The sequence below is a fragment of the Mycobacterium sp. genome (genome assembly GCF_035603715.1).
Taxonomy (GTDB): Bacteria; Actinomycetota; Actinomycetes; order Mycobacteriales; family Mycobacteriaceae; genus Mycobacterium.
On record NZ_DATNJW010000142.1, the window covers coordinates 1 to 22,900 of the forward strand.

Annotated in this window: 22 protein-coding genes and 2 pseudogenes; 15 read left to right on the forward strand and 9 right to left on the reverse strand. The window is 66.1% G+C overall.

Annotation, left to right across the window (positions count from 1 at the left end; all coding sequences use genetic code 11):
* Positions 1-245, reverse strand: a pseudogene (locus tag VN856_RS06455) (1-acyl-sn-glycerol-3-phosphate acyltransferase); the annotation flags it as partial.
* The gene (locus VN856_RS06460) at positions 245-1,084 is read right to left on the reverse strand and encodes a GNAT family N-acetyltransferase (RefSeq protein WP_325687280.1); all 840 of its coding nucleotides are present in this window, start codon (positions 1,082-1,084) and stop codon (positions 245-247) included. The pseudogene VN856_RS06455 and the gene VN856_RS06460, both read right to left, overlap by 1 nt.
* 126 nt (positions 1,085-1,210) lie before the next feature.
* Between VN856_RS06460 and VN856_RS06465 the strand changes: the two genes are divergently transcribed.
* Positions 1,211-2,992 (forward strand): NAD(P)/FAD-dependent oxidoreductase, encoded by a 1,782-nt coding sequence (locus VN856_RS06465; RefSeq protein WP_325687282.1) that lies wholly within the window; start codon positions 1,211-1,213, stop codon positions 2,990-2,992.
* On the opposite strand, the gene VN856_RS06470 is transcribed toward VN856_RS06465, so the two are convergent.
* Positions 2,985-3,380 carry a PPOX class F420-dependent oxidoreductase gene (locus VN856_RS06470; RefSeq protein WP_325687284.1) on the reverse strand — a complete coding sequence of 132 codons (396 nt, stop codon included), beginning with the start codon at positions 3,378-3,380 and terminating at the stop codon, positions 2,985-2,987. The genes VN856_RS06465 and VN856_RS06470 overlap by 8 nt on opposite strands.
* Before the next feature lie 69 nt (positions 3,381-3,449).
* On the opposite strand from VN856_RS06470, the gene VN856_RS06475 reads away from it, so the two are divergent.
* Both VN856_RS06475 and VN856_RS06480 read left to right on the forward strand, forming a co-directional pair.
* Entirely contained in the window at positions 3,450-4,931 is a 1,482-nt protein-coding gene (locus tag VN856_RS06475) for a cryptochrome/photolyase family protein (RefSeq protein ID WP_325687286.1), read from the forward strand.
* Complete coding sequence (locus VN856_RS06480) at positions 4,931-5,311, forward strand: SRPBCC family protein (RefSeq protein ID WP_325687288.1); 381 nt, start codon at positions 4,931-4,933, stop codon at positions 5,309-5,311. The genes VN856_RS06475 and VN856_RS06480 overlap by 1 nt, the downstream gene beginning before the upstream one ends.
* A gap of 7 nt (positions 5,312-5,318) precedes the next feature.
* Here the strand turns inward: VN856_RS06480 and VN856_RS06485 are convergent, their stop codons facing one another.
* A complete protein-coding gene (locus VN856_RS06485) occupies positions 5,319-5,819 on the reverse strand; it encodes a DUF427 domain-containing protein (RefSeq protein ID WP_325687290.1) in 501 nt (166 codons plus the stop codon).
* A 103-nt stretch (positions 5,820-5,922) separates the two neighbouring features.
* On the opposite strand from VN856_RS06485, the gene glgX reads away from it, so the two are divergent.
* The gene (gene glgX, locus VN856_RS06490) at positions 5,923-8,082 is read left to right on the forward strand and encodes a glycogen debranching protein GlgX (protein WP_325687292.1); all 2,160 of its coding nucleotides are present in this window, start codon (positions 5,923-5,925) and stop codon (positions 8,080-8,082) included.
* 23 nt (positions 8,083-8,105) lie between these two features.
* Here glgX and VN856_RS06495 read toward each other — a convergent pair whose 3' ends face one another.
* The 4 genes from VN856_RS06495 to VN856_RS06510 all read right to left on the reverse strand — a co-directional run bounded on the left by VN856_RS06495 (position 8,106) and on the right by VN856_RS06510 (position 10,693).
* A complete protein-coding gene (locus VN856_RS06495; RefSeq protein WP_325687294.1) occupies positions 8,106-8,384 on the reverse strand; it encodes a hypothetical protein in 279 nt (92 codons plus the stop codon).
* Positions 8,385-8,459: 75 nt separating this feature from the next.
* Entirely contained in the window at positions 8,460-8,810 is a 351-nt protein-coding gene (locus VN856_RS06500; protein ID WP_325687297.1) for a DUF3253 domain-containing protein, read from the reverse strand.
* An 89-nt stretch (positions 8,811-8,899) separates the two neighbouring features.
* Complete coding sequence (locus VN856_RS06505) at positions 8,900-9,856, reverse strand: electron transfer flavoprotein subunit alpha/FixB family protein (protein ID WP_325687299.1); 957 nt, start codon at positions 9,854-9,856, stop codon at positions 8,900-8,902.
* A 36-nt stretch (positions 9,857-9,892) separates the two neighbouring features.
* Complete coding sequence (locus VN856_RS06510; RefSeq protein ID WP_325687301.1) at positions 9,893-10,693, reverse strand: electron transfer flavoprotein subunit beta/FixA family protein; 801 nt, start codon at positions 10,691-10,693, stop codon at positions 9,893-9,895.
* Positions 10,694-10,944: 251 nt separating this feature from the next.
* On the opposite strand from VN856_RS06510, the gene VN856_RS06515 reads away from it, so the two are divergent.
* From VN856_RS06515 to VN856_RS06530, 4 genes are read left to right on the forward strand one after another with little or no spacing between them, the layout of a single operon-like run.
* Positions 10,945-11,742 carry a class I SAM-dependent methyltransferase gene (locus VN856_RS06515; RefSeq protein ID WP_325687303.1) on the forward strand — a complete coding sequence of 266 codons (798 nt, stop codon included), beginning with the start codon at positions 10,945-10,947 and terminating at the stop codon, positions 11,740-11,742.
* Complete coding sequence (locus VN856_RS06520; RefSeq protein ID WP_325687305.1) at positions 11,739-13,316, forward strand: glycoside hydrolase family 57 protein; 1,578 nt, start codon at positions 11,739-11,741, stop codon at positions 13,314-13,316. The genes VN856_RS06515 and VN856_RS06520 overlap by 4 nt, the downstream gene beginning before the upstream one ends.
* On the forward strand, positions 13,313-14,557 hold the full coding sequence (locus tag VN856_RS06525; protein WP_325687307.1) for a glycosyltransferase family 4 protein: 1,245 nt from the start codon (positions 13,313-13,315) through the stop codon (positions 14,555-14,557). The genes VN856_RS06520 and VN856_RS06525 overlap by 4 nt, the downstream gene beginning before the upstream one ends.
* A 37-nt stretch (positions 14,558-14,594) precedes the next feature.
* The gene (locus tag VN856_RS06530) at positions 14,595-15,953 is read left to right on the forward strand and encodes a TIGR01777 family oxidoreductase (RefSeq protein WP_325687309.1); all 1,359 of its coding nucleotides are present in this window, start codon (positions 14,595-14,597) and stop codon (positions 15,951-15,953) included.
* Positions 15,954-15,960: 7 nt separating this feature from the next.
* Here VN856_RS06530 and VN856_RS06535 read toward each other — a convergent pair whose 3' ends face one another.
* The gene (locus VN856_RS06535; RefSeq protein ID WP_325687311.1) at positions 15,961-16,584 is read right to left on the reverse strand and encodes a TIGR03085 family metal-binding protein; all 624 of its coding nucleotides are present in this window, start codon (positions 16,582-16,584) and stop codon (positions 15,961-15,963) included.
* Between the two features lie 187 nt (positions 16,585-16,771).
* Between VN856_RS06535 and VN856_RS06540 the strand changes: the two genes are divergently transcribed.
* From VN856_RS06540 to VN856_RS06570, 7 genes and pseudogenes are all read left to right on the forward strand, one after another.
* Positions 16,772-17,899 (forward strand): polyprenyl synthetase family protein, encoded by a 1,128-nt coding sequence (locus VN856_RS06540; RefSeq protein ID WP_414686889.1) that lies wholly within the window; start codon positions 16,772-16,774, stop codon positions 17,897-17,899.
* Positions 17,896-19,425, forward strand: a complete 1,530-nt coding sequence (gene crtI / locus VN856_RS06545) for a phytoene desaturase family protein (protein WP_325687313.1) — start codon at positions 17,896-17,898, stop codon at positions 19,423-19,425. The genes VN856_RS06540 and crtI overlap by 4 nt, the downstream gene beginning before the upstream one ends.
* Positions 19,422-20,384: a phytoene/squalene synthase family protein gene (locus tag VN856_RS06550; protein ID WP_325687315.1), complete on the forward strand. Its 963-nt coding sequence runs from the start codon at positions 19,422-19,424 to the stop codon at positions 20,382-20,384. The genes crtI and VN856_RS06550 overlap by 4 nt, the downstream gene beginning before the upstream one ends.
* Positions 20,384-20,704 carry a lycopene cyclase domain-containing protein gene (locus VN856_RS06555; protein WP_325687317.1) on the forward strand — a complete coding sequence of 107 codons (321 nt, stop codon included), beginning with the start codon at positions 20,384-20,386 and terminating at the stop codon, positions 20,702-20,704. The genes VN856_RS06550 and VN856_RS06555 overlap by 1 nt, the downstream gene beginning before the upstream one ends.
* Positions 20,701-21,012, forward strand: coding sequence for a lycopene cyclase domain-containing protein (locus VN856_RS06560; protein WP_325687319.1), 312 nt, complete (start codon positions 20,701-20,703; stop codon positions 21,010-21,012). The genes VN856_RS06555 and VN856_RS06560 overlap by 4 nt, the downstream gene beginning before the upstream one ends.
* Positions 20,999-21,721, forward strand: coding sequence for a class I SAM-dependent DNA methyltransferase (locus VN856_RS06565; protein WP_325687321.1), 723 nt, complete (start codon positions 20,999-21,001; stop codon positions 21,719-21,721). Before VN856_RS06560 ends, VN856_RS06565 begins: the two co-directional genes overlap by 14 nt.
* A pseudogene (locus VN856_RS06570) lies at positions 21,718-22,900 on the forward strand (FAD-dependent oxidoreductase); the annotation flags it as partial. The gene VN856_RS06565 and the pseudogene VN856_RS06570, both read left to right, overlap by 4 nt.

Here is a 22,900-nt window from a genome sequence, read left to right on the forward strand (position 1 = left end):
ATCTTGACGCCGAGGCACCACAGCAGCAGCCGGCAATAGATCTGCCTCGACTTCGACCAGCCCGGAATCACCCCCGCCAGCAGCGGCAACGCGGGCGCCAACAACACCAACAAGGTAATCCGCCGCGCGACCCGCAGCGCCACGATCATCCGCCGCGTCGCCTCGTAGCCGCCGGCTTGTATGCAGCCCGTATCGCAGGTCGCCCGGGGCAGCCAGGCGTGGTCGCGGGGCGCCGGAGCGGCCATCAAGCCACCCGACCCGCTGCTTCGGTGGCCGCCGATACCGACCGGAGTCGCCGCAGGTAGCGCGTGTCGGCCTGGCGTTTGTCCAGCAGCGCGGGAAAGTCACCCACACCGAAGTCGGCGTCGTGGGCGGGCTCACCGCAGATCTGCGCCCCCAACCGCAGGTAGCCCCGCATCAGCGGCGGTATCACCGGCCGCGACGGCGGGTCGATCTCGTCGAGTGAGCGCCCGTCGATGACCACCGGGCGGTGCGGATACACCCGATAGTCGTCGGGAGCCGCGTGGCGCTTGGACACGAAGTCGCGCACACCGCGAATCTGAGTGCCCGGCGGCCCGCTGTCCCCGGCCACCGGCACCGACACGCAACCGGTGACGTAGTCGTAGTCGCAGTGATCGAGGTAGGCCAGGATGCCGGCCCACATCAGAAGTACGACAGCGCCGTTGCGGTGCTCGTTGTGCACCACCGCACGGCCCATCTCCACCAGCGACGGCCGCAGCGAATCCAGTCCTTGAATGTCGAATTCCGTTGCCGTGTAAAGCCCGCCAGCCGCGATCGCGCCGGTCGGGGAAAGCATGCGGTAGCAACCGACCAGCTCACCGGTGTTGTCCTCGCGCACCAGAAGGTGGTCACAGTGCTCGTCGAAGCGATCGACGTCCAGGCCGTCGCCCTGACCGGTCAGCGCGAAACCCGGCTCGCTGCTGAAGACGTCATAGCGCAGCCGTTGTGCTGCTTCGATTTGTGCGGGATCAGTGGACAACAACAGCGAATAACGCGGCTCGGCCGACGAACGTGTCCCCGGGGCCGGCTTTTCAGCGGCGATGAGGACCGATTCAGTGCTCATGTGCGCCACTGTTGCGCTATTGATCAGCTAATTGGCATCGCATCCGTAACGTGTCCGTGCACGGCAGATGACGAAGGACTGCTTTTCGACGTTGCCTGGGTCACAAAATTGGTCCAGTATTCAGCCGTGACGTCTAGCAGCAGCGCAGATACCTTCGATCCCGATGCGCTGCGCAGCAAGTATGCCGAGGAACGCCAGCGCCGTTTGCGCTCCGACGGCATCACACAATACGTCGAGATAACCGGCGCATTCAGCAAGTTCGGTGAGGATCCGTGGGCCGACCCAGACTTCAGCCGCGACCCCATCACCGATTCGGTCGACGTCGCGGTCGTGGGCGCCGGCTTCGGCGGCCTGCTGATCGGCGCGCGGTGCAAGCAACTCGGCGTCGAGAATGTGCGGCTGATCGACAAGGCCGCCGACGTCGGCGGTACCTGGTACTGGAATCGCTACCCCGGAATCGCCTGCGACGTCGAATCCTACGTCTATATGCCGTTGCTCGAAGAGCTCGGCTACATCCCGACCGAGAAATACGCCAAGGGCCCCGAAATCTGGGCGCACTGCCGTCGCATCGCCGAGCACTTCGACTTGTACCGCGACGCCTGCCTGCAAACCGAGGTCGAGGAAATCCGCTGGGAACCAAGCAGTTCCCGGTGGGTGATCTCCACCGATCGCGGCGACGAGATTCGGGCCCGGTTCGTTGCGATGGCCAACGGCTACTTGCAGAAGCCCAAACTACCTGGCATAGCCGGGATTACCGGCTTTGGTGGCCATACCTTTCACACCAGCCGCTGGGATTACGAATACACCGGCGACGATCTGCGCGGGCTGTCCGACAAGCGGGTCGGGATCGTCGGCACCGGCGCAACGGCCATTCAATGTGTGCCGCGGCTCGCCGAGTCGGTCGGTGAACTGTTCGTCTTTCAGCGCACCCCGTCGACGGTTGACGTGCGTGCCAACCGGCCGACCGAACCGGATTGGGCAGCATCGCTGGAGCCCGGTTGGCAACAGAGTCGCATCGAGAACTTCCAAATCCTCACTGCGGGAGGTTCATCCGATGAAGATCTGGTTGACGATGCGTGGACCAGCCTGACCAAGAAAATGCCCATCGTCAACGAAGGTGGGCCGAACGCCGCCGAAATGGCCGACTTCGCCAAGATGGAAGAAATTCGAGCGCGCGTCGAGGCCATCGTCATCGACCCGGCCACCGCCGAGGCGCTCAAACCGTGGTACGGGTACTACTGCAAGCGGCCCTGCTTTCACGACGAATACCTGCAGGCGTTCAACCGCGACAACGTCACGCTGGTCGACACCCAAGGCCTCGGCGTCGAGCAGATCACCGCCAACGGCGTCGTGGTGGACGGTGTCGAATACCCCCTGGACTGCTTGATTTTCGCCACCGGCTTCGAAGTCGGCACCAGCTACGCACAGCGCACCGGCTTCGAGATCATCGGCCGCGACGGGCTGACCCTCACCGACAAGTGGGCCGACGGCGTCCGCACCCTGCACGGCTTGCACGTCAACGGTTTTCCGAACTGCTTCATCGAGAGCATCGCCCAGTCCGGTTTCACCGTGAACTTCCCCTACCTGATCGACACCCAATCGCGTCACATCGCGTGGGTGATCGCGTGGGCGCTGAAGCACGACGCCGCTGAAGTCGAGGCCACCGCGGATGCCGAAGCCGCCTGGGTCGATACCGTCGTCGAGCGTTCCAGCGTCATCGCCGGCCGGCGGGAATCGTGTACTCCCGGCTACTACAACCGTGAAGGCCAGGCGAGTGCACGACTCAACCGGGATAGCTTCTTCTTCGGCAGCCCAACCGAATACGCGGACATCCTGGATGCGTGGCGCTGCGGGGCCACGCTCGAAGGGTTCGACATTCGAGAGTCGACATCCGGCCGGGTCAGCTAGACAGCGCGATCCGCAGAATCAGACGCGGTTTCGGCCCGCGCGCCAGCAGGCGCTCGATGAAAGTCACGATGATGAACTCCAGGCCGTACTTGCGGCGAATCACGCCGGCCAGGCGCTGAACCGTCGCCGGCTCGCTCATCACTTCGGCGGTCCCACCCACCGGCTCAGCGCCGTTGCGGACCTTTCCACCACGGCCACACGGCACCAGCGTGACCCGGGGGTTGTTCTTGGCTCGCTTCGCCTTCCAACTGTCCGCCGGCGTCCAGACGAACAGGTGATCGCCGTCGCGGCCGATCCACATCGGCGCCGCGACCGGGGTGCCGTCCTTCTTGAAGGTCGTCAGTGACACGAATTTCTCTGCGGCCAGTGCCGACAAGGCGTCCGTCATCGCGCTCCTCGATCCATGCTGGGCAGAGATGGTGATTCGGATTCTGCACGCAAGGGTATGGCAGGCAGTATGAGTGTTGACACTCGGCGCTGGTGCTTCGCCGATCAACTCGGGCCGCACTTCCTGGACGCACCCGATCAGCCGGTGCTGCTGATCGAGTCGCGAGCGGCGTTCGAACGCCGCCGCTTTCATCGCCGCAAAGCGCATCTGGTGCTCTCGGCCTTGCGTCACCGGGCGGCCGAACTCGGTGACCAGGTCACGTTCCTGCAGACCCGTACGTACCGCGAGGCGCTCGATCAGCTCGACGAACCGGTCAGCGTGTGCCAACCCACCTCATGGGCCGCCGACCGGTTCGTCCGGTCGATACCAACAGTCGAGGTGTTGCCGGCGCGCGGATTCTGCACCGACCGAGAGGCGTTCGCCGACTGGGCCGCGGGCCATCACACACTCAAGCTGGAGAACTTCTACCGCGATGCGCGGCGGCGGTTCGACCTGCTGATGGACGGCAACCAACCCGCGGAGGGCAGGTGGAATTTCGACGTCGACAACCGCGAGCCCGCGCCGGCGAGCAGCGACGGCCTCGGGGTTCCGCCGCCATGGCAACCCGATGAAGACGAGATCGACGAACAGGTCCGCGCCGACCTGGACCGCTGGGAACGCGACGGCGACGTATCGTTCGTCGGTCGTGACGGCCCGCGCGAGTTCGCCGTGACCGCTGCCGAAGCGCAGAGCGCCCTCAAGGTCTTCCTGCGAGATCGGTTGCCGCACTTCGGCCCTCATGAAGATGCTATGCTCAGCGGCGATCGTTTCATGGCGCACAGCCTGTTGTCGGCACCGATGAATCTCGGCTTGCTGGACCCCCTCGATTGCGCGTACGCCGCCGAGGACGCCTACCGTTCGGGTCAGGCCCCACTGGGCAGCGTCGAAGGCTACATCCGGCAGCTGATCGGATGGCGCGACTACATCTGGCATGTCTACTGGCATTTCGGCCGCGGCTACCGTCGGCGCAACGCGCTCGAAGCACACGGGCGGCTACCGAAATGGTTCGCCGACTTGGACTCCGACGCCGTCGACGCGCACTGCCTGAGGGACATCCTGGCGCAGGTGCGCGATCACGGCTGGGCGCACCACATTCCGCGGCTGATGGTGTTGTCCAACTACGCGCTGCAGCGCGGCTGGAACCCGGCCGCGGTCACCGACTGGTTTCACCGCTGCTTCGTCGACGGCTACGAATGGGTGATGGTTGCCAACGTGGTCGGCATGTCCCAGCACGCCGATGGCGGACTGATGGCGACCAAGCCGTATACCTCCGGCGGCGCCTACATCAATCGGATGAGCGACTACTGCGGGGAATGCAGATACCGGCCCACCGAGCGGGTCGGCGATCGGGCGTGCCCGTTCACCGGTGGCTACTGGTGGTTTTTGGACCGCAACGCCAAACACCTTGCCAACAATCAAAGGATGAACCAGCCGTTAGCCGGACTGCGACGGCTACGCGATCTCGACGATGTCGTCGAACAGCAGCGACGTCTCGGCGGCCGGGCGCCGTGATGCTCGCCGTCGACCGACTTGTGGCCGCGCCGTCGTCGGCGGCCTGGAACGTTCTGGTCGATCTCGATGCGTGGCCGCAATGGGGCCCGACGGTCAGCGGAGCCCGGCTTGATTCGCCGCACACCGAGCTGTCATTGGGCGCTACCGGCGTGGTGCGTACGTCACTGGGGTTCGGCGTCCCGTTCGTCGTCACTGAGTTCGAACCCGGCCGGCATTGGGCGTGGAAGGTGGCGGGCGTCCCGGCCACCTCTCATCGGGTCCAGCCGGTCGACCGCTACACACGAGTCAGCATCGGCGTCCCGTGGTGGGCTCCCGGTTATCTGGCGGTGTGCTCGATCGCCTTACGCCGCATCGATGCGATGTTGACCGACGCGGCGTAGTGCCGGTTCACCAACCCATGGACCCCGGAATTCCTTTGAAAGGACCCACAATCCAGCTGGTTATCCAGCCGGCGTAGAAGCCGCCCGGCTGCGGAATCACCTGCTCGCCGTTGACCGTGCAGCGGTCCACTGCCGCAGCCATCACCGCGATCGCACCCGCGATCGGGGCAAAATCGGGACTCGGCCGGCGGTAGGTCCACGCTGCTCGTGGCGCAACCCGCTTCTCGGTCACCAAGTCGTAATAGGTTGCCTGGCCTTTCCATTCACACCAGGAATCGCCGTCGGCCCGTCGCAGAACACCATCAGCGAAGGAAGCGCCGGGCAGGTAGTAGGTCGGCGGATGGCTGGTCTCTAGCACACGCCACCCGCGAGCGGTCGACGCCACCGTGCGGCCACCCAACTCGATGGCGATCGAGCCGGTGAACTCCTCCAGCCGCGGCGGGCGCGGATAGTCCCACACCGACTCCTGACCGGGACCGGGCTCATCGGGCGTCGGCCAAGGTTCCACAGCGCCATTGTGCCCTGATTCACACAATGTGTGACACGCTGACCGACGGGTATCCCCCACCGTCGGGCCGTACCCACACGGTCCTCTAGCGAAAGAGGGCGCTGTGCCGGAAGTTGCCGAGTCGGTCGAACCGCCGCGGGCGGCGGCTATCGAGCAGTGGCCGGGCAAGGCCTACCCGCTCGGCGCCACCTACGACGGGTCAGGCACCAACTTTGCGCTGTTCAGCGAGGTCGCCGAGAAGGTGGAGCTGTGCCTCTTCGACGCCGACGGCACCGAATCCAGGGTGACGCTTAACGAGGTGGACGGCTTCGTCTGGCACGGCTTCCTGCCGGCTGTGGAACCGGGCCAGCGCTACGGCTACCGGGTTCACGGACCCTACGACCCGTCCGCCGGGCACCGGTGCAACCCGAACAAGCTGCTTATCGATCCGTATGCGAAGGCGATCGACGGCAACTTCGAATGGCATCAGGCACTGTTCAGCTACAACTTCGGCGACCCCGACAGCCGCAACGACGACGACTCGGCGCCCCGCATGCCCAAGTCGGTGGTGATCAACCCGTACTACGACTGGGGCAACGACCGTCCGCCCGGTCACGAGTACGCCGACACCGTCGTCTACGAGGCACACGTCAAGGGACTGACCCAGCTGCACCCGGACATTCCCGAGCGGATGCGCGGCACCTATGCCGGTATCGCCCACCCGGTGATCATCGAGCATCTTAAAGAACTGGGCGTCACCGCGATCGAGCTGATGCCGGTACACCACTTCGCCAACGACTCCACGCTGGTGGACAAGGGGTTGTCAAACTATTGGGGCTACAACACAATCGGCTTCCTGGCCCCCGACTCCAAGTACGCGTCCAGCACCACGCCCGGCGGCCAGGTGCAGGAGTTCAAGACCATGGTCCGCGCTCTGCACGAAGAAGACATCGAAGTCATCCTGGACGTGGTGTACAACCACACCGCCGAAGGCAACCACCTGGGCCCCACCTTGTCGATGCGCGGTGTCGACAACGCCGCGTACTACCGCTTGGTCGACGACGATCAGCAGTACTACATGGACTACACCGGAACCGGCAACAGCCTCAACGTCGGCCATCCCCACACACTGCAGCTGATCATGGATTCGTTGCGGTACTGGGTGACCGAAATGCACGTCGACGGGTTCCGCTTCGACCTGGCCTCCACACTCGCCCGTGAGTTTTACGACGTCGACCGGCTGTCGGCGTTTTTCGAACTCGTGCAACAGGATCCGGTCGTCAGTCAGGTCAAGCTGATCGCCGAGCCGTGGGACGTCGGCCCCGGCGGTTACCAGGTCGGCAATTTCCCGCCGCAGTGGACGGAGTGGAACGGCAAGTTCCGTGACACCGTCCGCGACTACTGGCGCGGGGAAGCCGCGACGCTGGGCGAGTTCGCCTCCCGGCTGACCGGTTCAGCCGATCTCTACGAGTCCACCGCCCGGCGCCCGGTGGCTTCCATTAATTTCGTCACCGCTCACGACGGTTTCACGCTGCGGGACCTGGTGTCCTACAACGAAAAACACAACGAGGCCAACGGCGAAGACAACAACGACGGCGAGAGCAACAACCAGTCATGGAACTGCGGCGTGGAGGGTCCGACCGACGATCCTGAGATCAACGCGCTTCGTGCTCACCAGCAGCGCAACTTCCTAGCGACAACGCTACTGTCGCAGGGAGTTCCGATGATCTCGCACGGCGACGAGCTCGGCCGTACGCAGAACGGCAACAACAACGGCTTCTGCCAGGACAACGAGCTCACCTGGGTGCATTGGGACGAAGCGGACACCGAGTTGCTGGAGTTCACCCGATCGGTGTCCGCCCTGCGTGCTGCCCATCCGGTGTTCCGGCGCCGCCGATTCTTCAAAGGGGTGCCGGTCCGCCGGCGGGGCGTCGAAGGGCAACCAGACATCTCCTGGTTCCGGCCAGACGGCTCCGAAATGACGGACGACGACTGGGATTCGGGCTTCGGCAAATCAGTGGCGGTCTACCTGAACGGCCATGGCATTCCAGACCTCGACGCTCGCGGGCAGCGGGTTACCGACGACTCGTTTTTTCTGTGTTTCAATGCCCACCACGAGCCGATCGAATTCACCTTGCCGCCAGGCGAATTCGGCCCAGCCTGGCTCCCCGTCGTCGACACCGCCGAAGCGGCGGATCCCGCTGATCGCCAACCGATTCCCGCTGGCGACACCGTTCGGGTAGCCGGGCGAGCGACCGTGGTGCTGCAAGCCAACGACGAGTAAGCGGGTCGGCGCAAGCGATTCCCTCAGCCGTGCGGCGCCTCAGAGATCTTGCTGTCCGGCTTGCCGAGCGTCTGGCAGTAGGTCGCCGCCGATAACCGGGTCGCGGTGATCTCCATGTTGGACGGGTCGACGCCACTCTTGTCCTTGAGCATCTTGCTGACCTCGTCGTTCTGCTTCTTCTCGTCCTGCGTGGTGAAGTCCTTGCACTTGGTGTCACCACCGGTGTTGATGATCTGCGAGGCAGAGCATCCGCTGAACAGAACTGCGGCGATCGCTATCGTGGCTGGCGCCATTGCCTTCATTTTCCGGCCTTTCCTGGAACGAAGTAGCAAGTCTTTGTACACCACTTCGCCAGATTTCAAACCTTGTCGAGGCCCTTAGGCTGGCGCGACCCGGATGCGGATCGGTCCGCGTGACGGTTGATCCGGATCGATGACCGCACCGCGCTGGGTGATTTCGACATCGCCGTCGCGGGCCAATGTGAAGGCGATGCTGCGGCTTTGGGCCGTCAGCTCCCGCCAGGCGTGGCCGCCGACGGCGCGCGCGGCATCTGACGGGCAGATGCTGGAGTTCGGTCCGCGATGCTGCGCCAGCGCCAGAATCGCGGCGCGTAGCCGGGTGGCCGCCGCTCCGCCACCGAGCGCGGACCGGGCGGCGCCGGCCGCGGGACCGTCGCCGTCGGCCGCGCGGGTCAACTCGCGATGAGGATCCGATCCGCCGCTGTTCATCTCATCCAGGCTAGGCCGAAACGCACAGGGTAGGCCGAACCGCAAAAAGCCCCCGACACGCCTAGGCGGGCGGGGGCTTTCGCGTGCGATCAGCCCTTGCGGGTCTTGACTGCCTCGGTGAGCTGCGGCGCGACCTTGAACAGGTCGCCGACCACGCCGTAGTCGGCGATCTCGAAGATCGGCGCCTCTTCGTCCTTGTTGACCGCGACGATCGTCTTCGAGGTCTGCATGCCGGCGCGGTGCTGGATCGCTCCGGAGATGCCCAGGGCGATGTACAGCTGCGGCGAGACGGTCTTACCGGTCTGGCCCACCTGGAACTGACCGGGGTAATAGCCGGAGTCCACCGCGGCGCGGGATGCGCCGACCGCGGCGCCCAGCGAGTCGGCCAACTCCTCGACCACGCTGAATTTGTCGGCACTGCCGACACCACGACCACCGGACACCACGATCGTGGCTTCGGTGAGCTCCGGACGGTCGCCGGCCACCGCGGGCTCCCGATTGGTGACCTTGGCGGCGTTCTCGGCGGGCTCGGGCACCTCGACGGTGACCTTCTCACCCGCGCCATCGGACGGTTCGGCGTCGATCGCGCCTGCGCGCACGCTGATCACCGGGGTGTCGCCGTTGGCCTGTGCCTCGACGGTGAACGCGCCACCGAAGATGGAGTGGATGCCCTTGGGCCCGGCCTCCACACCGACCACGTCGACCAACAGACCCGACCCGATCCGGGCGGCGAGCCTGCCCGCGATCTCCTTGCCGTCGGCACTGGAAGCCAGCAAAACGGCTGCCGGACTGGCGGATTCGGCCAGCGCGGCAAGCACGTCGACGGACGGGGTGATCAGGTAGCTCTCCGCCGCGTCGGACTCGGCAACGTAGATCTTGGCGGCACCGGCCGCCTTCAAGCCGTCGACCAGCGGATCGGCTGTGCCTGGCTTACCCACCACGACGGCGGCGGGCTCCCCCAGAACGCGTGCCGCGGTGATCAATTCGGAACTGACCTTCTTCAAAGCGCCATCAGCGTGCTCAACGAGCACAAGTACTTCAGCCATGAGTTATTCCGTGTCTTTCGGTTCGGGATTCAAGTCTTAGATGATCTTCTGACCGACCAGGTACTTCGCGATGTCGTTGCCGCCCTCGCCCTCGTCGGTGACCTTCTCACCGGCGGTCTTCGGCGGCTTGGGGGTAGATGTCAGCACCTTGGAGCCGGCGTTCTCCAGGCCGACCTCGTCGGCCTCGACACCGATTTCCGCCAGGGTCAGCTTGGTAACTTCCTTCTTCTTGGCGGCCATGATGCCTTTGAAGGAGGGGAACCGCGGCTCGTTGATCTTCTCGTTGACGCTCACCACGGCCGGCAGCGTGGCCTCGATGGTGAACACACCATCATCGGTTTCCCGCTCGCCGGTGATCTTGTCGCCGTCCAGCGACAGCTTCCGTAGGTGGGTCAGCTGGGGCAGGCCCAGGTACTCGGCGATGATGGCCGGCACGGCGCCGCCGGTGCCGTCGGTGGCCTCGTTGCCGGCGATCACCAGCTCGGTGCCCTCGATGGTGCCCAGCGCGCGCGCCAGCGCCCAGCCGGTCTGGACGACGTCGGAGCCGTGCAGCCCGTCGTCAAGCAGGTGGACGGCCTTGTCGGCGCCCATGGACAGCGCCTTGCGAATCGCCTCGGTCGCCCGCTCGGGACCCGCGGTCAGCAACGTCACCGACCCCTCGGTGCCGTCGGCGGCCTCTTTCTCGCGGATCAGCAACGCCTCTTCCACGGCGCGCTCGTTGATCTCGTCCAGCACGGCGTCGGCGGCCTCGCGGTCCAGCGTCCAATCGCCGTCTTTGAGTTTGCGCTCTGACCAGGTGTCCGGGACCTGCTTGATCAGGACCACGATGTTCGTCATGAGAGTGGCTTGTCCTCCTCGAGTGAGTCCTGCAGCGTTTAGCGACAGGACTTAGGTCACGTCTTGTGCGCCCCGCACCCGCATGTTACTGACCGGTAACTTTGTGCGGTTCGCTCTCACACCATAGCGGGTCGTCCTGCAGGTTCTTAGCCCACATGCCTTCGCTGGCGGCCGGAGGGCTGCCCTGTACGCGCGATTGCCCGTAGTGAAGCATTCGCGAACCCGTCGCCACGCGTTAGCCTGCCTATGCCATGAGCGCATTCATCCCTGATGCTCCCCACACCCCCGCCGATGCCGTTCTGCCGTTGACCGGTGAACGGACCATCCCGGGTCTCGACGTGGAGAATTACTGGTTTCGCCGCCACGAGGTGGTCTACCAGCGGTTGGCACCGCACTGCGCGGATCGCGAGGTGCTGGAAGCGGGCTGTGGGGAAGGCTATGGCGCCGACCTGATCGCCGGGGTCGCGCGCCGGGTGATCGCTCTGGACTACGACGAGGCCACCGTCGCGCACGTGCGGGCCCGGTACCCGCGGGTGGAGGTCATCCACGGCAACCTCGCCGAGTTGCCACTGCCCGACAACTCGGTCGACGTCGTGGTCAACTTCCAGGTCATCGAGCACCTGTGGGATCAGCCACAGTTTGTCCGCGAATGCTTCAGGGTGCTGCGACCCGGCGGGCGGCTGATGGTGTCCACACCTAACCGGATCACGTTCTCCCCGGGGCGCGACACCCCGATCAATCCGTTCCACACCCGCGAGCTCAATGCGGACGAGCTGACCGAGCTTTTGCGCGACGCGGGCTTTGCGTCGATCTTGATGAGCGGTGTGTTCCATGGGCCGCGGCTGGCTGAGATGGACGCCCGGCACGGCGGCTCGATCATCGACGCCCAGATCGCGCGTGCCGTCGCCGATGCGCCCTGGCCGGATCAACTGCTGGCCGATGTCGCCGTGGTTACCGCCGCCGACTTCGACGTCGTCGAGGCTGCGACGCAGCCGGCACGTCATATTGATGACAGCCTGGACCTGGTGGCAATCGCGGTGCACCCGTGACACCGGCGAGCACGGAGCCGGTGCCCGGGCTGTTCACCCTGGTGCTGCACACCCATTTGCCGTGGCTGGCCCATCACGGACGCTGGCCGGTCGGCGAGGAATGGCTCTACCAGTCCTGGGCGGCGTCCTATCTGCCGCTGTTACGGGTGCTACGCAGACTGGCCGACGAGGACCGGCAGCGGCTGATCACGCTGGGTGTCACTCCGGTCGTGATGGCGCAGCTCGATGACCCGTATTGCCTTGACGGGATGCATCATTGGCTGGCCAATTGGCATTTACGTGCCGCCGAGGCTGCCAGCGTCCGCCGCGGCGACGGTCCCGACACATCGCCGGCCTCAGCACCGGCGGCATTGCGCGCCTTCGGAATTCGCGAACTCGCCGAAACCGCGGAAGCGCTCGAGGATTTCACCACGTACTGGCGCCACGGGGCCAGCCCGCTGCTGCGGGGCCTGATCGACGCGGGCACGGTCGAATTGCTGGGCGGACCCCTCGCGCATCCGTTCCAGCCGCTGCTGAACCCGCGGCTGCGCGAATTCGCGCTGCGCGAAGGCCTGGAAGATGCCCGGCAGCGCTTGGCGCACAGGCCGGTTGGCATCTGGGCGCCCGAATGCGCCTATGCCCCCGGTATGGAGCACGACTATGCCGCGGCCGGAGTAGGCCACTTCATGGTCGACGGGCCGTCGCTGCATGGTGACACCGCGCTGGGCCGGCCGGTCGGCGACTCGAATGTGATCGCGTTCGGGCGCGACCTGCAGGTCAGCTACCGGGTGTGGTCGCCGAAATCCGGCTATCCCGGCCACGCCGCCTACCGTGATTTCCACACCTACGACCACCGCACCGGTTTGAAGCCGGCCCGCGTCACCGGCCGCAATGTGCCATCTGAGAAGAAGTCACCCTACGAGCCCGACCGTGCCTATCGCGCAATCGACAGCCACGTATCCGATTTCGTCGAGATGGTCCGCAGCCGACTGCTGTCCGAATCCGCGCGCATCGGGCGACCTGCCCACGTGGTAGCCGCATTCGACACCGAACTGTTCGGCCACTGGTGGTACGAGGGTCCGGTGTGGCTGGAACGGGTGCTGCGGGCACTGCCGGAAGCCGGTGTGCGCTTGGGCACGCTGAGCGACGCCGTCAGCGCGGGCCTCGTCGGAGACACCGTTGAATTACCGCCCAGCTCTTGGGGTTCCGGCAAGGACTGGCAAGTGTGGGCCGGCGACAAAGTGGCCGACCTGGTGCAGCTCAACGCCGAGGTCGTCGACACCGCGCTGTCCACCGTCGACAAGGCGCTGACCCAGACCGCGACGCTGGACGGGCCGATCCCCCGCGACCACATCGCCGACCAGATCCTGCGCGAGACGCTGCTCACCGTTTCCAGCGATTGGCCGTTCATGGTGAGCAAGGACTCCGCGGCGGACTACGCCCGGTACCGGGCGCATCTGCACGCCCATGCCACTCGCGAGATCGCCGGCGCGCTGGCCTCGGGCCGCCGCGAAGTCGCACAGCGCCTGGCCGACGGCTGGAACCGGGCCGACGGCCTGTTCGGTGCGCTGGATGCGCGAAGGCTGCCGCGATGAAAATCCTGATGGTGTCGTGGGAGTATCCGCCGGTGGTGATCGGCGGACTCGGCCGGCACGTCCATCACTTGTCGACCGCACTCGCCGCCGCCGGCCACGACGTCGTGGTGTTGTCGCGGCGCCCCACGGGCACCGACCCGAGCACCCACCCGTCCTCGGATGAGATCAACCAGCGCGTCCGGGTCGTCGCCGCCGCGCAGGACCCGCATGAGTTCTCCTTCGGCAACGACATGATGGCCTGGACGCTGGCCATGGGTCACGCGATGGTTCGGGTTGGGTTATCGCTGAAAGACCGGCGCCGCGACCGCGCGTGGAAGCCCGACGTGGTGCACGCGCATGACTGGCTGGTCGCCCATCCGGCGATCGCGCTGGCCGAGTTTTACGACGTACCAATGGTTTCCACCATCCACGCGACCGAGGCCGGCCGGCATTCGGGGTGGGTGTCGGGATCACTGAGCAGACAGGTGCATGCGGTTGAGTCGTGGCTGGTGCGCGAATCCGACTCGCTGATCACCTGTTCGGCGTCGATGAGCGAGGAGATCACCGAGCTGTTCGGCCCCGGCCTGGCCGAGACCACGGTGATCCGCAACGGAATCGAGGCGGCGCGATGGCCGTTCGCGCGCCGCAGGCCCCGCACCGGAGCGCCGGAGCTGTTATACGTGGGCCGGCTGGAATACGAGAAGGGCGTGCACGAGGCGATCGCCGCGCTGCCCCGCATCCGTCGGGCGTACCCCGGCGCCACCCTCACGGTCGCCGGTGAAGGCACCCAGCAGGACTGGCTCGTCGAGCAGGCCCGTAAACATCGAGTACTCAAGGCAACTCGCTTCGTCGGGCGACTCGATCATGACGATCTGCTGGCCGCCCTGCATCGCGCTGACGCCGCCGTGCTGCCCAGCCATTACGAACCGTTCGGGCTCGCGGCGCTGGAAGCCGCAGCCGCGGGCACCCCGCTGGTGACGTCGAACATCGGCGGCCTGGGCGAGGCGGTGATCAACGGCGAGACCGGGATGTCGTGTCCGCCGCGCGATGTGACTCGGCTGGCCAAGGCGGTCATCGCCGTGCTCGACGATCCGGCGGCCGCACAACGCCGGGCCAAGGCCGCACGCCAACGACTGACCGCGGATTTCGACTGGCACACGGTGGCCGACGAGACGGCGCAGGTGTACCTGGCGGCCAAGCGCCGCGAACGCCAGCCGCTGCCACGGCTGCCCATCGTCGAGCACGCGCTGCCGGATCGCTAGATAACCGCCCATCCGCTGCGCAGGTACCGTCGGCGCAATGGGACTTGTGTATTCGAGCGTGATCGACGCACCGATCTACGAGGTGTTCGACTGGCATGCCCGACCCGGCGCGTTCACCCGGCTCACGCCGCCGTGGTCGCCGATGAAGCTGATCGCCGAAGCTGATTCGCTGGAGAACGGACGCGCCGAACTCGGCCTGCCGGGCGGTCTGCGCTGGGTGGCCGATCACCAACCGGACGGCTACGACCCGCCCCGCCGCTTCGTCGACGCTATCGGCACCGACGGATTGGCGTCGCTGCCGGCCAAGCTGGCGGTGCGGTGGCGGCACACTCACGACTTCGAAGAAGTCGCCGGCGATCGGACCCGCCTGACCGACCGCGTCGCAACGCCGGTCCCCGCCGTCGCACTGCGGTCGATGTTCCGTTACCGGCACCGTCAGTTGGCCGACGACCTCGCCGTCCACCGGCATGCGGCCGAGCATGGGTTGACCCCGATCACCGTCGCCATCACCGGCGCCTCCGGGCTGGTCGGCTCGCAATTGGCCGCCTTCCTGTCCACCGGCGGCCACCGGGTGATTCGGCTGGTCCGGCACCCGGCTACCAAACCCGATGAACGCCAATGGAATCCAGAAAGCCCCGATCCGAGTCTGTTGACCGGCGTGGACGCGGTCATCCACCTCGCGGGCGAGTCGATCGCGGGCCGCTTCACCGATGAACATCGGGCTGCGATCCGGGATAGCCGGATCGGCCCGACGCGCCGGTTGGCTGAGCTGATCGCACAATCCAGCGCCGGGCCCAAGGTGCTGATCAGCGCGTCGGCGATTGGCTTTTACGGCTACGACCGGGGCGAGGAGGCGCTGACCGAGGACAGTGAACGCGGCGACGGGTTCCTGGCCGACGTGGTCGCCGACTGGGAAAACGCGACGGCTCCGGCCGAGCAGGCCGGAACGCGGGTGGTACGGGTGCGCACCGGAATCGTGCAGTCCCCCGCTGGTGGGACACTTCGGCTGTTCCGGCCGCTGTTCTCTGCCGGGCTCGGGGGCCGACTCGGCAGCGGCCAACAGTGGTTGTCCTGGATCGGGATCGACGATCTGGTGGACGTCTATCACCGCGGGCTGTGGGACACCGACTTGTCCGGGCCGGTCAACGCGGTTGCTCCCGAACCGGCCCGCAACGTCGACTACACCCGGACACTGGCCCGCGTTCTGCATCGCCCCGCATTGTTGCCGGTACCGGCGTTGGGGCCGCGGGTGCTACTCGGCGAGCAGGGTGCGCGGGAACTAGCGTGCGCCAATCAACGGGTGCTGCCGACGCGGTTGCAGCAGGCCGATCACCGATTCCGCCGCCCTGACCTCGAGCAGACCCTGCGGCACCTGCTTGGCCACGCCCCGGCGTAATCCGGCGCTACAGCCCGCGGGGTGCCGACCGGACCGCGGCGATCGCCTCCGCGTCGCCGCCGAACTCAACGCGCACGGCATCACGGCCTGCGACGAACAGCAACAGCTCCTGCGGTTCGCCGGTCACCGTGACCGCATCGCCGCGACCCACCCGGGCGATCTGCTCGCCGGTGGGTGTCCGCAGTTCGACCCGCGCGGGCAGCTTGCTCAGCATCAGCCGGCTCATCAATCCGAGCTGACGGCGCAGCGGCGTGGCGATCGATGCGTCAAGCACTCTGGGCTGCCAGCCGTCGATGGCTCGGCGCACGTCCTCGTGGTGAATGAACATCTCGCCGAGATTCGCGACCGAATCCAGCAGTTTGAACGGTGAATAAATAGGCGGACCGGACGACACCAGGTTGACCAGGTCATCCCAGCCGGTCGACTGCGCAACCTTGTTCTGCACCTTCTCGGTATAGCCGGCGAGAAAGGGCAAAGTGATGCCCGGCGTCGCATCGAGACGCCGTTCCCGCACAACCAGGTGAGCGGCCAGATCGCGGGTGTTCCAACCTGCGCACAGCGTCGGCGCGTCGGGCCCTACCTGGCGAAACGTGCTCACGAGTGCGCTTCGTTCACGCTGCGCTGCGGTCATGGACCCACCCTAGGCGAGATATCTCTGGCGGGGCGGCCAGATGTTCAGTAAGTTAAAGTTTCATCTTGTGAAGTTAATCTAGGGGGCGGGCGTGTTTGTCTTCGTCGTTTGGGAGGTATAGCCCGTGAGTCTGGGTCGTGCGGGTTGGTTGCGACCCGATCCTTCGAGAGGGGGTTCGGTGGGCGAGGTGCGTGCGCTGTCGTTAGCGCCATCCGCGCAGCCTGTCGAGCGCAACCCGCAATCCTGGTCAGATCCCGCGCAGTTCGACGCATGGCGAATCGGGTTGCGCCGCAAGGTCTTGACGCAACTGGCCGAGTTCGTGACCGGCCGATGCGCTGCTGAACTCGATGAGTCAGGCGTGGAAGTCGCCGGCGACGTGCTGGTGAAATTCGTTGCGGGCGGCAAATGCCTGCGCTCGACTTTCATGTATCTGGGCTGGCTGGCCGGCGCCCAGGACAGCGACGAGGCGCTGTTCGCCGCCACCGGATTGGAACTGCTGCACGCCTTCGCGCTGCTCCAGGACGACGTGATGGATGCTGCCTCGTCGCGCCGCGGTCGTCCCGCCGCGCACATCCAATTCAGCCAATGGCATCGAAATCGGCAGTTGTCCGGCCCGGCGGAGCGGTTCGGCGAATCGGCGGCGATCCTGCTGGGCGACCTCTGTCTGATCTGGGCCGAACAAATGCTGCGCGAAAGCGGCGTCGACCATCGCCGCCTGCAGCAGGCCTGGCCCCGGTACGACGCCATGCGCACCGAACTCGCGCTGGGCCAATTCGCTGATCTGGCAAGCGATATCCGCGACCTGCCGTCGATGGATACCGTGCTGGAGGTCGCGCGGCGCAAATCGGGCAACTACACCGTGCGACGGCCGCTGGAGATCGGTGCGGCGATGAGCGGTTGCAGCGATCGGACCATCTGCGGCCTGGGCCGCTATGGCGAAGCGGTGGGCGAGGCATTCCAGCTGCGCGACGACCTGCTGGGAGTCTTCGGCGCCGAGACGGTGACCGGCAAGCCAAGCGGCCAAGATCTGATCGAACGCAAGGCCACCAGCGTGGTGATCGCCGCGCACGACCTGGCTGATCCGCTCACCCGCCGGCAGCTCACCGAGCTGATGAACACCGGCGATCTCGACGACAACGCCCTCGAGCGCTGGCGTACCTTGATCGTCACGACGGGGGCCGTGCAAAGGATCGAAGACATGATCAGCAGCCGGGTTTCGTCCGCGCTCAATGAGCTCGACGATCTTCGGATCGGCGAGCCGGTGCGGGCCGGGCTGGCGAACATGGCCGCCATCTGCACGGAGCGAACCGAATGAGAACCGTAGCGGGGCCGAACACCCGGGTGGTCGTCGTCGGCGCCGGCCTGGCCGGGCTGTCCGTGGCGCTGCATCTGGCCGGGCGTGGCCGTGACGTCACCGTGGTCGAACGAGAAAACTGGCCCGGCGGACGCGCCGGACGCCTCGACATCGACGGATATCAGCTCGACACCGGACCGACCGTACTGACGATGCCCGACATCATCGATGAAGCCTTTGCCGCGGTCGGCGAAAATCGTTCGGACCGACTGGATTTAATGACGGTGAACCCGGCATACCGCGCGCAGTTCGCCGACGGTAGCAGTCTCGACGTGCACAGCGACGCGGACCTGATGGCGGACACCATCCGAGAATTCGCCGGCGCCAAACAGGCCGCGGGCTATCGGAAGCTGCGCGATTGGCTGACTCGGCTCTACCAGACCGAGTTCAACGGCTTCATCGCCGAGAACTTCGATTCCCCGCTATCGCTGGTTAATCCTCAACTGGCCCGACTGACGGCACTCGGTGGATTCCGCAAGTGGGACACCATGGTCAATCGGCACATCTCCGACCACCGGCTGCGGCGCGTCTTCACCTTCCAGTCGCTGTACGCCGGCGTGGCGCCGAAGAAGGCCCTGGCGGTGTATGCGGTGATCGCCTACATGGACACCATCTCGGGGGTCTACTTTCCGCGCGGCGGCATGCGGGCACTGCCCGACGCGCTGGCCGCGGCCGCCACCGATGCCGGAGTCCACTTCGTCTACGGCGCCACGGTCACCGGCCTGGAGCGCACCGGCAGCCGCGTGGCGGCCGTACGGACCGACACCGACCGGCGCATCGCCTGCGATGCCGTGGTGCTGACCACCGAACTGCCGACCACCTACCGCCTGTTGGGCCGCGAACCTCGTCGCATCGGTCGTCTTCGGCCGGCACCGTCGGCCGTTGTCGCGCACATCGGCCGCCGCCAGGCGTCCCCGCCGGATCATCCACTGGCACATCACAACATCGTGTTCGGCGAACACTGGGATCAGACCTTCACCGACATCATCCGTGACGGCAGGTTGATGCAAGATCCGTCCCTACTCGTCACCAGGCCGACGGCCAGCGACCCTAGCCTGGCACCGGGCGGCCACGACCTGTTCTACGTGCTCGCCCCGGCGCCCAACCTCACCCGCGGTGTGGTCGACTGGTCGCACCTCGGTGACAACTACACCGAGCAGCTCATCGATACCGTTGGCGCGCGGCTGATTCCGGGCTTTCGCGATGGCGCCGAGGTGTTGCACGTCGTCAACCCAGAGGACTGGGCGCGTCAGGGGATGATCGCGGGCACCCCGTTCGCGCTGGCCCACACATTCGCCCAGACCGGGCCGTTCCGTCCGGCCAACACGTTGCGGGGCATCGACAATGCCGTGCTGGCCGGATCGTCGACCGTGCCCGGCGTCGGGGTCCCCACCGCGATGATCTCCGGGCGACTGGCCGCCGACCGCATTACCGGCATCGTCGACGGGGCGAAGCGAACGGTCGTAGCGAAAGCCGGTCGCTCATGATCCGCACCGAGTTGACCGCGGCCGGCATCGAAGATCCCGACCTGCGCGGTGCCTACCGGCGCTGTCGCACCCTCAACGCAGCGCACGGCCGCACCTTCTTTCTGGCCACCCGGCTTCTGGCTCCCGATCAGCGCCCGCCGATCCACGCGCTCTACGGCTTTGCCCGTTACGCCGACGACATTCTCGACGATTTCGATCCGGCCCTTGACACCCCGACCCGGGCGGCACGGCTGCGGGAGTTGTCCGACCAATTCTTTTCCGCTGACGAACACCCGGCCAACCCGGTGCTGGCCGCCGTGCGCCACACCGCACGGCGTTACGCCATCGGCGACGACCTGTTCGACGACTTCCTGAACTCGATGCGGATGGACCTGACCATCACCGACTATCCGGACCGGCCCGCCCTCAACCTCTACATGAAGGGTTCGGCGGAAGCGATTGGCCTGCAAGTGCTTCCGATCCTGGGCACGATCGGCCCGGCCGACGAGGCCGCTCCGCACGCGGCGGCGCTGGGCAGAGCCTTCCAGCTGACGAATTTCTTGCGAGACATCGACGAAGACCTGATGCGGCAACGTGTCTACCTGCCGGCCGATGAACTGGCCGCCCACGGTGTCAACCGCGACGTGCTGATGTGGTGCCACCACAATCGCCGGACCGATGGCCGGGTTCGTAAGGCATTGGCCGATCAGCACGATGTCGCGCGCCAGGTCTACCGCTACGCCGCCGACGGTGTCGCGATGCTGGAACCACGGTCACGGCCATGCGTCGCGACCGCGCTGACGCTGTACTCGGGAATCCTCGACCGGATCGAAGACTGCGACTTTGCGGTGTTCAGCCAGCGCGCCACCGTCGGCAACGGCCGACGACTCCGCGTCGCCGGCGCCGGCTTGTTGCGTTCGTGGCGAGCCCGGTTGACGCACCCGGCTGCATCAGACGGTCGCAGATCCGGTGTGGCGTAGTGGATCACTGGCAGTACCTCATCGTTCTGGCGGCCTGCCTGGCGATCACCTTGCCGCTGGAGATCTTTCGCCCCGGCGTCTACCGTCAACTCTGGCGGGCCGCGCGCGCTGTGCTCCCCGTCGCCGCCGTTTTCGTACTCTGGGATGAGGTGGCTATCGGAGCCCACCTCTGGACGTACAACCCGGCATACGTCACCGGCGTGAACATCCCGATTCGGATGCCGATCGAGGAGGTCCTGTTCTTTTTGGTGATTCCGTTGTGCGCCTTGCTGACCTACAACGCGGTAAGCGCCATCCTCAGCCGGGTCAACCGCCGATGAGCGGCCTCGGTTACACCGCCCCCGCCATCGTGGCGGCGCTCGCCGTCGGTGCGCTGGAGTTCACGGTATTGCGCACCGGGCTTTTTCGGCGACCGGCCTACTGGCTGTCCATGCTGATCGTGATCGGATTCCAGATTCTGGTCGACGGCTGGCTGACCAAGCTGAGTGCGCCGATCGTGGTGTACGACAATCGGCAAACCAGCGGCATCCGCTTTCCGCTCGACATCCCGATCGAAGACTTCTTCTTCGGCTTCGCATTGGTAACCGCGGTCCTACTGCTATGGGAACGACAACGTGAACGTCGGTAACACCGGTCTGCCCCGCGCTGAGGTGCCGGCCGCTTTTGACGTCGGCGCGCACGCCTACGATCGACTCGTCGGCGCCAGCCCGGGATACCATGCCCACCTTCGTCTTTCGGCACAGCGATTGCGGCTGCCCGATCAGGGCCGCGGGCTGCGGTTGCTCGATGCCGGCTGCGGCACCGGCGCGTCGACAGCCGCGCTGCTGAGTGTCGCCCCACATGCCGAGATCACCGCGATCGACGCATCGGGGGGAATGCTCGACGAAGCGAAGAACAAACCGTGGCCGTCGTCGGTCCGCTTTGTGCACACGCCCGTGGAAGGCCTGGCCGAGAACGGCGTCGTCGGCCCCTTCGACGGGATCCTGGCGGCGTATTTGATCCGCAATCTGTCCGATCCCGACACCCAGCTGCGGGCACTGCGCAACCTGTTGGCGCCTGGCGCCACGCTGGCGGTGCACGACTACTCGGTACGCGACTCGCGGGCCGCGACCCTGGTGTGGCACGCGGTCTGCTGGAGCATCATCATTCCCTCCGGCTGGCTGCAAACCGGGGACGCGACGCTGTACAAGCATTTGTGGCGCAGCGTGTTGACATTCGACGGCGCAAAGCAATTCCGGCAGCGGCTGCGCGACGCGGGCTTCAGCGCGGTGCGCAGCGAGACGATGCCGGGTTGGGAGACCCAGATCGCGCACACCTTCCTCGGGGATGCGCCGTGACGACCGATCGCCGTCGCCGCACCTTTCCGGCGACACCGGGCCTGAACAACGCGACAGCCTTGGCGTCGCGGCCGCGGGCGGTCGTCGTCGGCGCCGGAATCGCGGGCCTGGCCGCCGCGACGGGTCTGGCCGAGCGCGGCGTCAGCGTCGACGTCATCGAACGGGAGAACTACCTGGGTGGGCGGGTCGGCGGCTGGACCGATCACTCCGACGGCGTCGAGCTCGCGATGAACCGCGGCTTCCACGCCTTCTTCCGGCAGTACTACAACTTGCGGGCGCTGCTGCGCCGGGTCGACACCTCGTTGTCCATGCTGAGTCCGGTCGACGACTACCCGCTCATCGACGGCGCCGGACGGCAAGACACCTTCCGTGGTTTACCGCGCAACCCGCCGTGGAACGCATTGGTATTCGCCTTGCGCAGCCCGACTTTTCGCCTCACCGACCTCACCCGCATCGACGCGCGTGCCGCCGCCCCGCTGGCCGCCGTGTCGCTGCCCGACATCTATCACCGCATCGATCACGTCGACGCCGAGACGTTCCTGAAAAGCATCAACTTCCCCGAAGCCGCGCGGCATCTGGCGTTCGAGGTGTTTTCTCGCAGCTTCTTCGCCAGCCCCACCGAGCTGTCGGCCGCGGAGCTGGCCACCATGTTCCACATCTACTTCCTCGGTTCCAGCGAGGGGCTGATCTTCGACGTTGCCAATGCCAACTACGACACGGCGCTGTGGCAACCCCTGCAGCAATATCTGGCCGGCCTCGGGGTGCAATTCCGGCAAGGCAGCGCGGTGACGAGCATCGTCCGCGATCACGCCCAGACATTTCAGATCCATACCGATACCGGCGATCAGATCGATGCCGACGCCGTCGTGCTGGCTACCGACGTGGCCGGACTGCAGCAGATTGTGGCGGCGTCGCCCGGCCTTGGCGACGACTTCTGGCGGGCACGGATCAAGAAGCTGCGCACCGCCCCGCCGTTCATGGTGCAGCGCCTGTAGCTCGACCGCCCGATGTCCGCTGATCGAGCAGCGTTTCTGGGTACGGCCGGTCACGAACCGTTGGACAACATCAGCGTCTTGGACCGATACGAACGCCAAGCTCGCGACTGGGCACGGGCAACCGGTGGCTCTGTTGTCGAATTACATTCGTACGCAGTAGAATCCACGCATCCGCGAGAAGCCA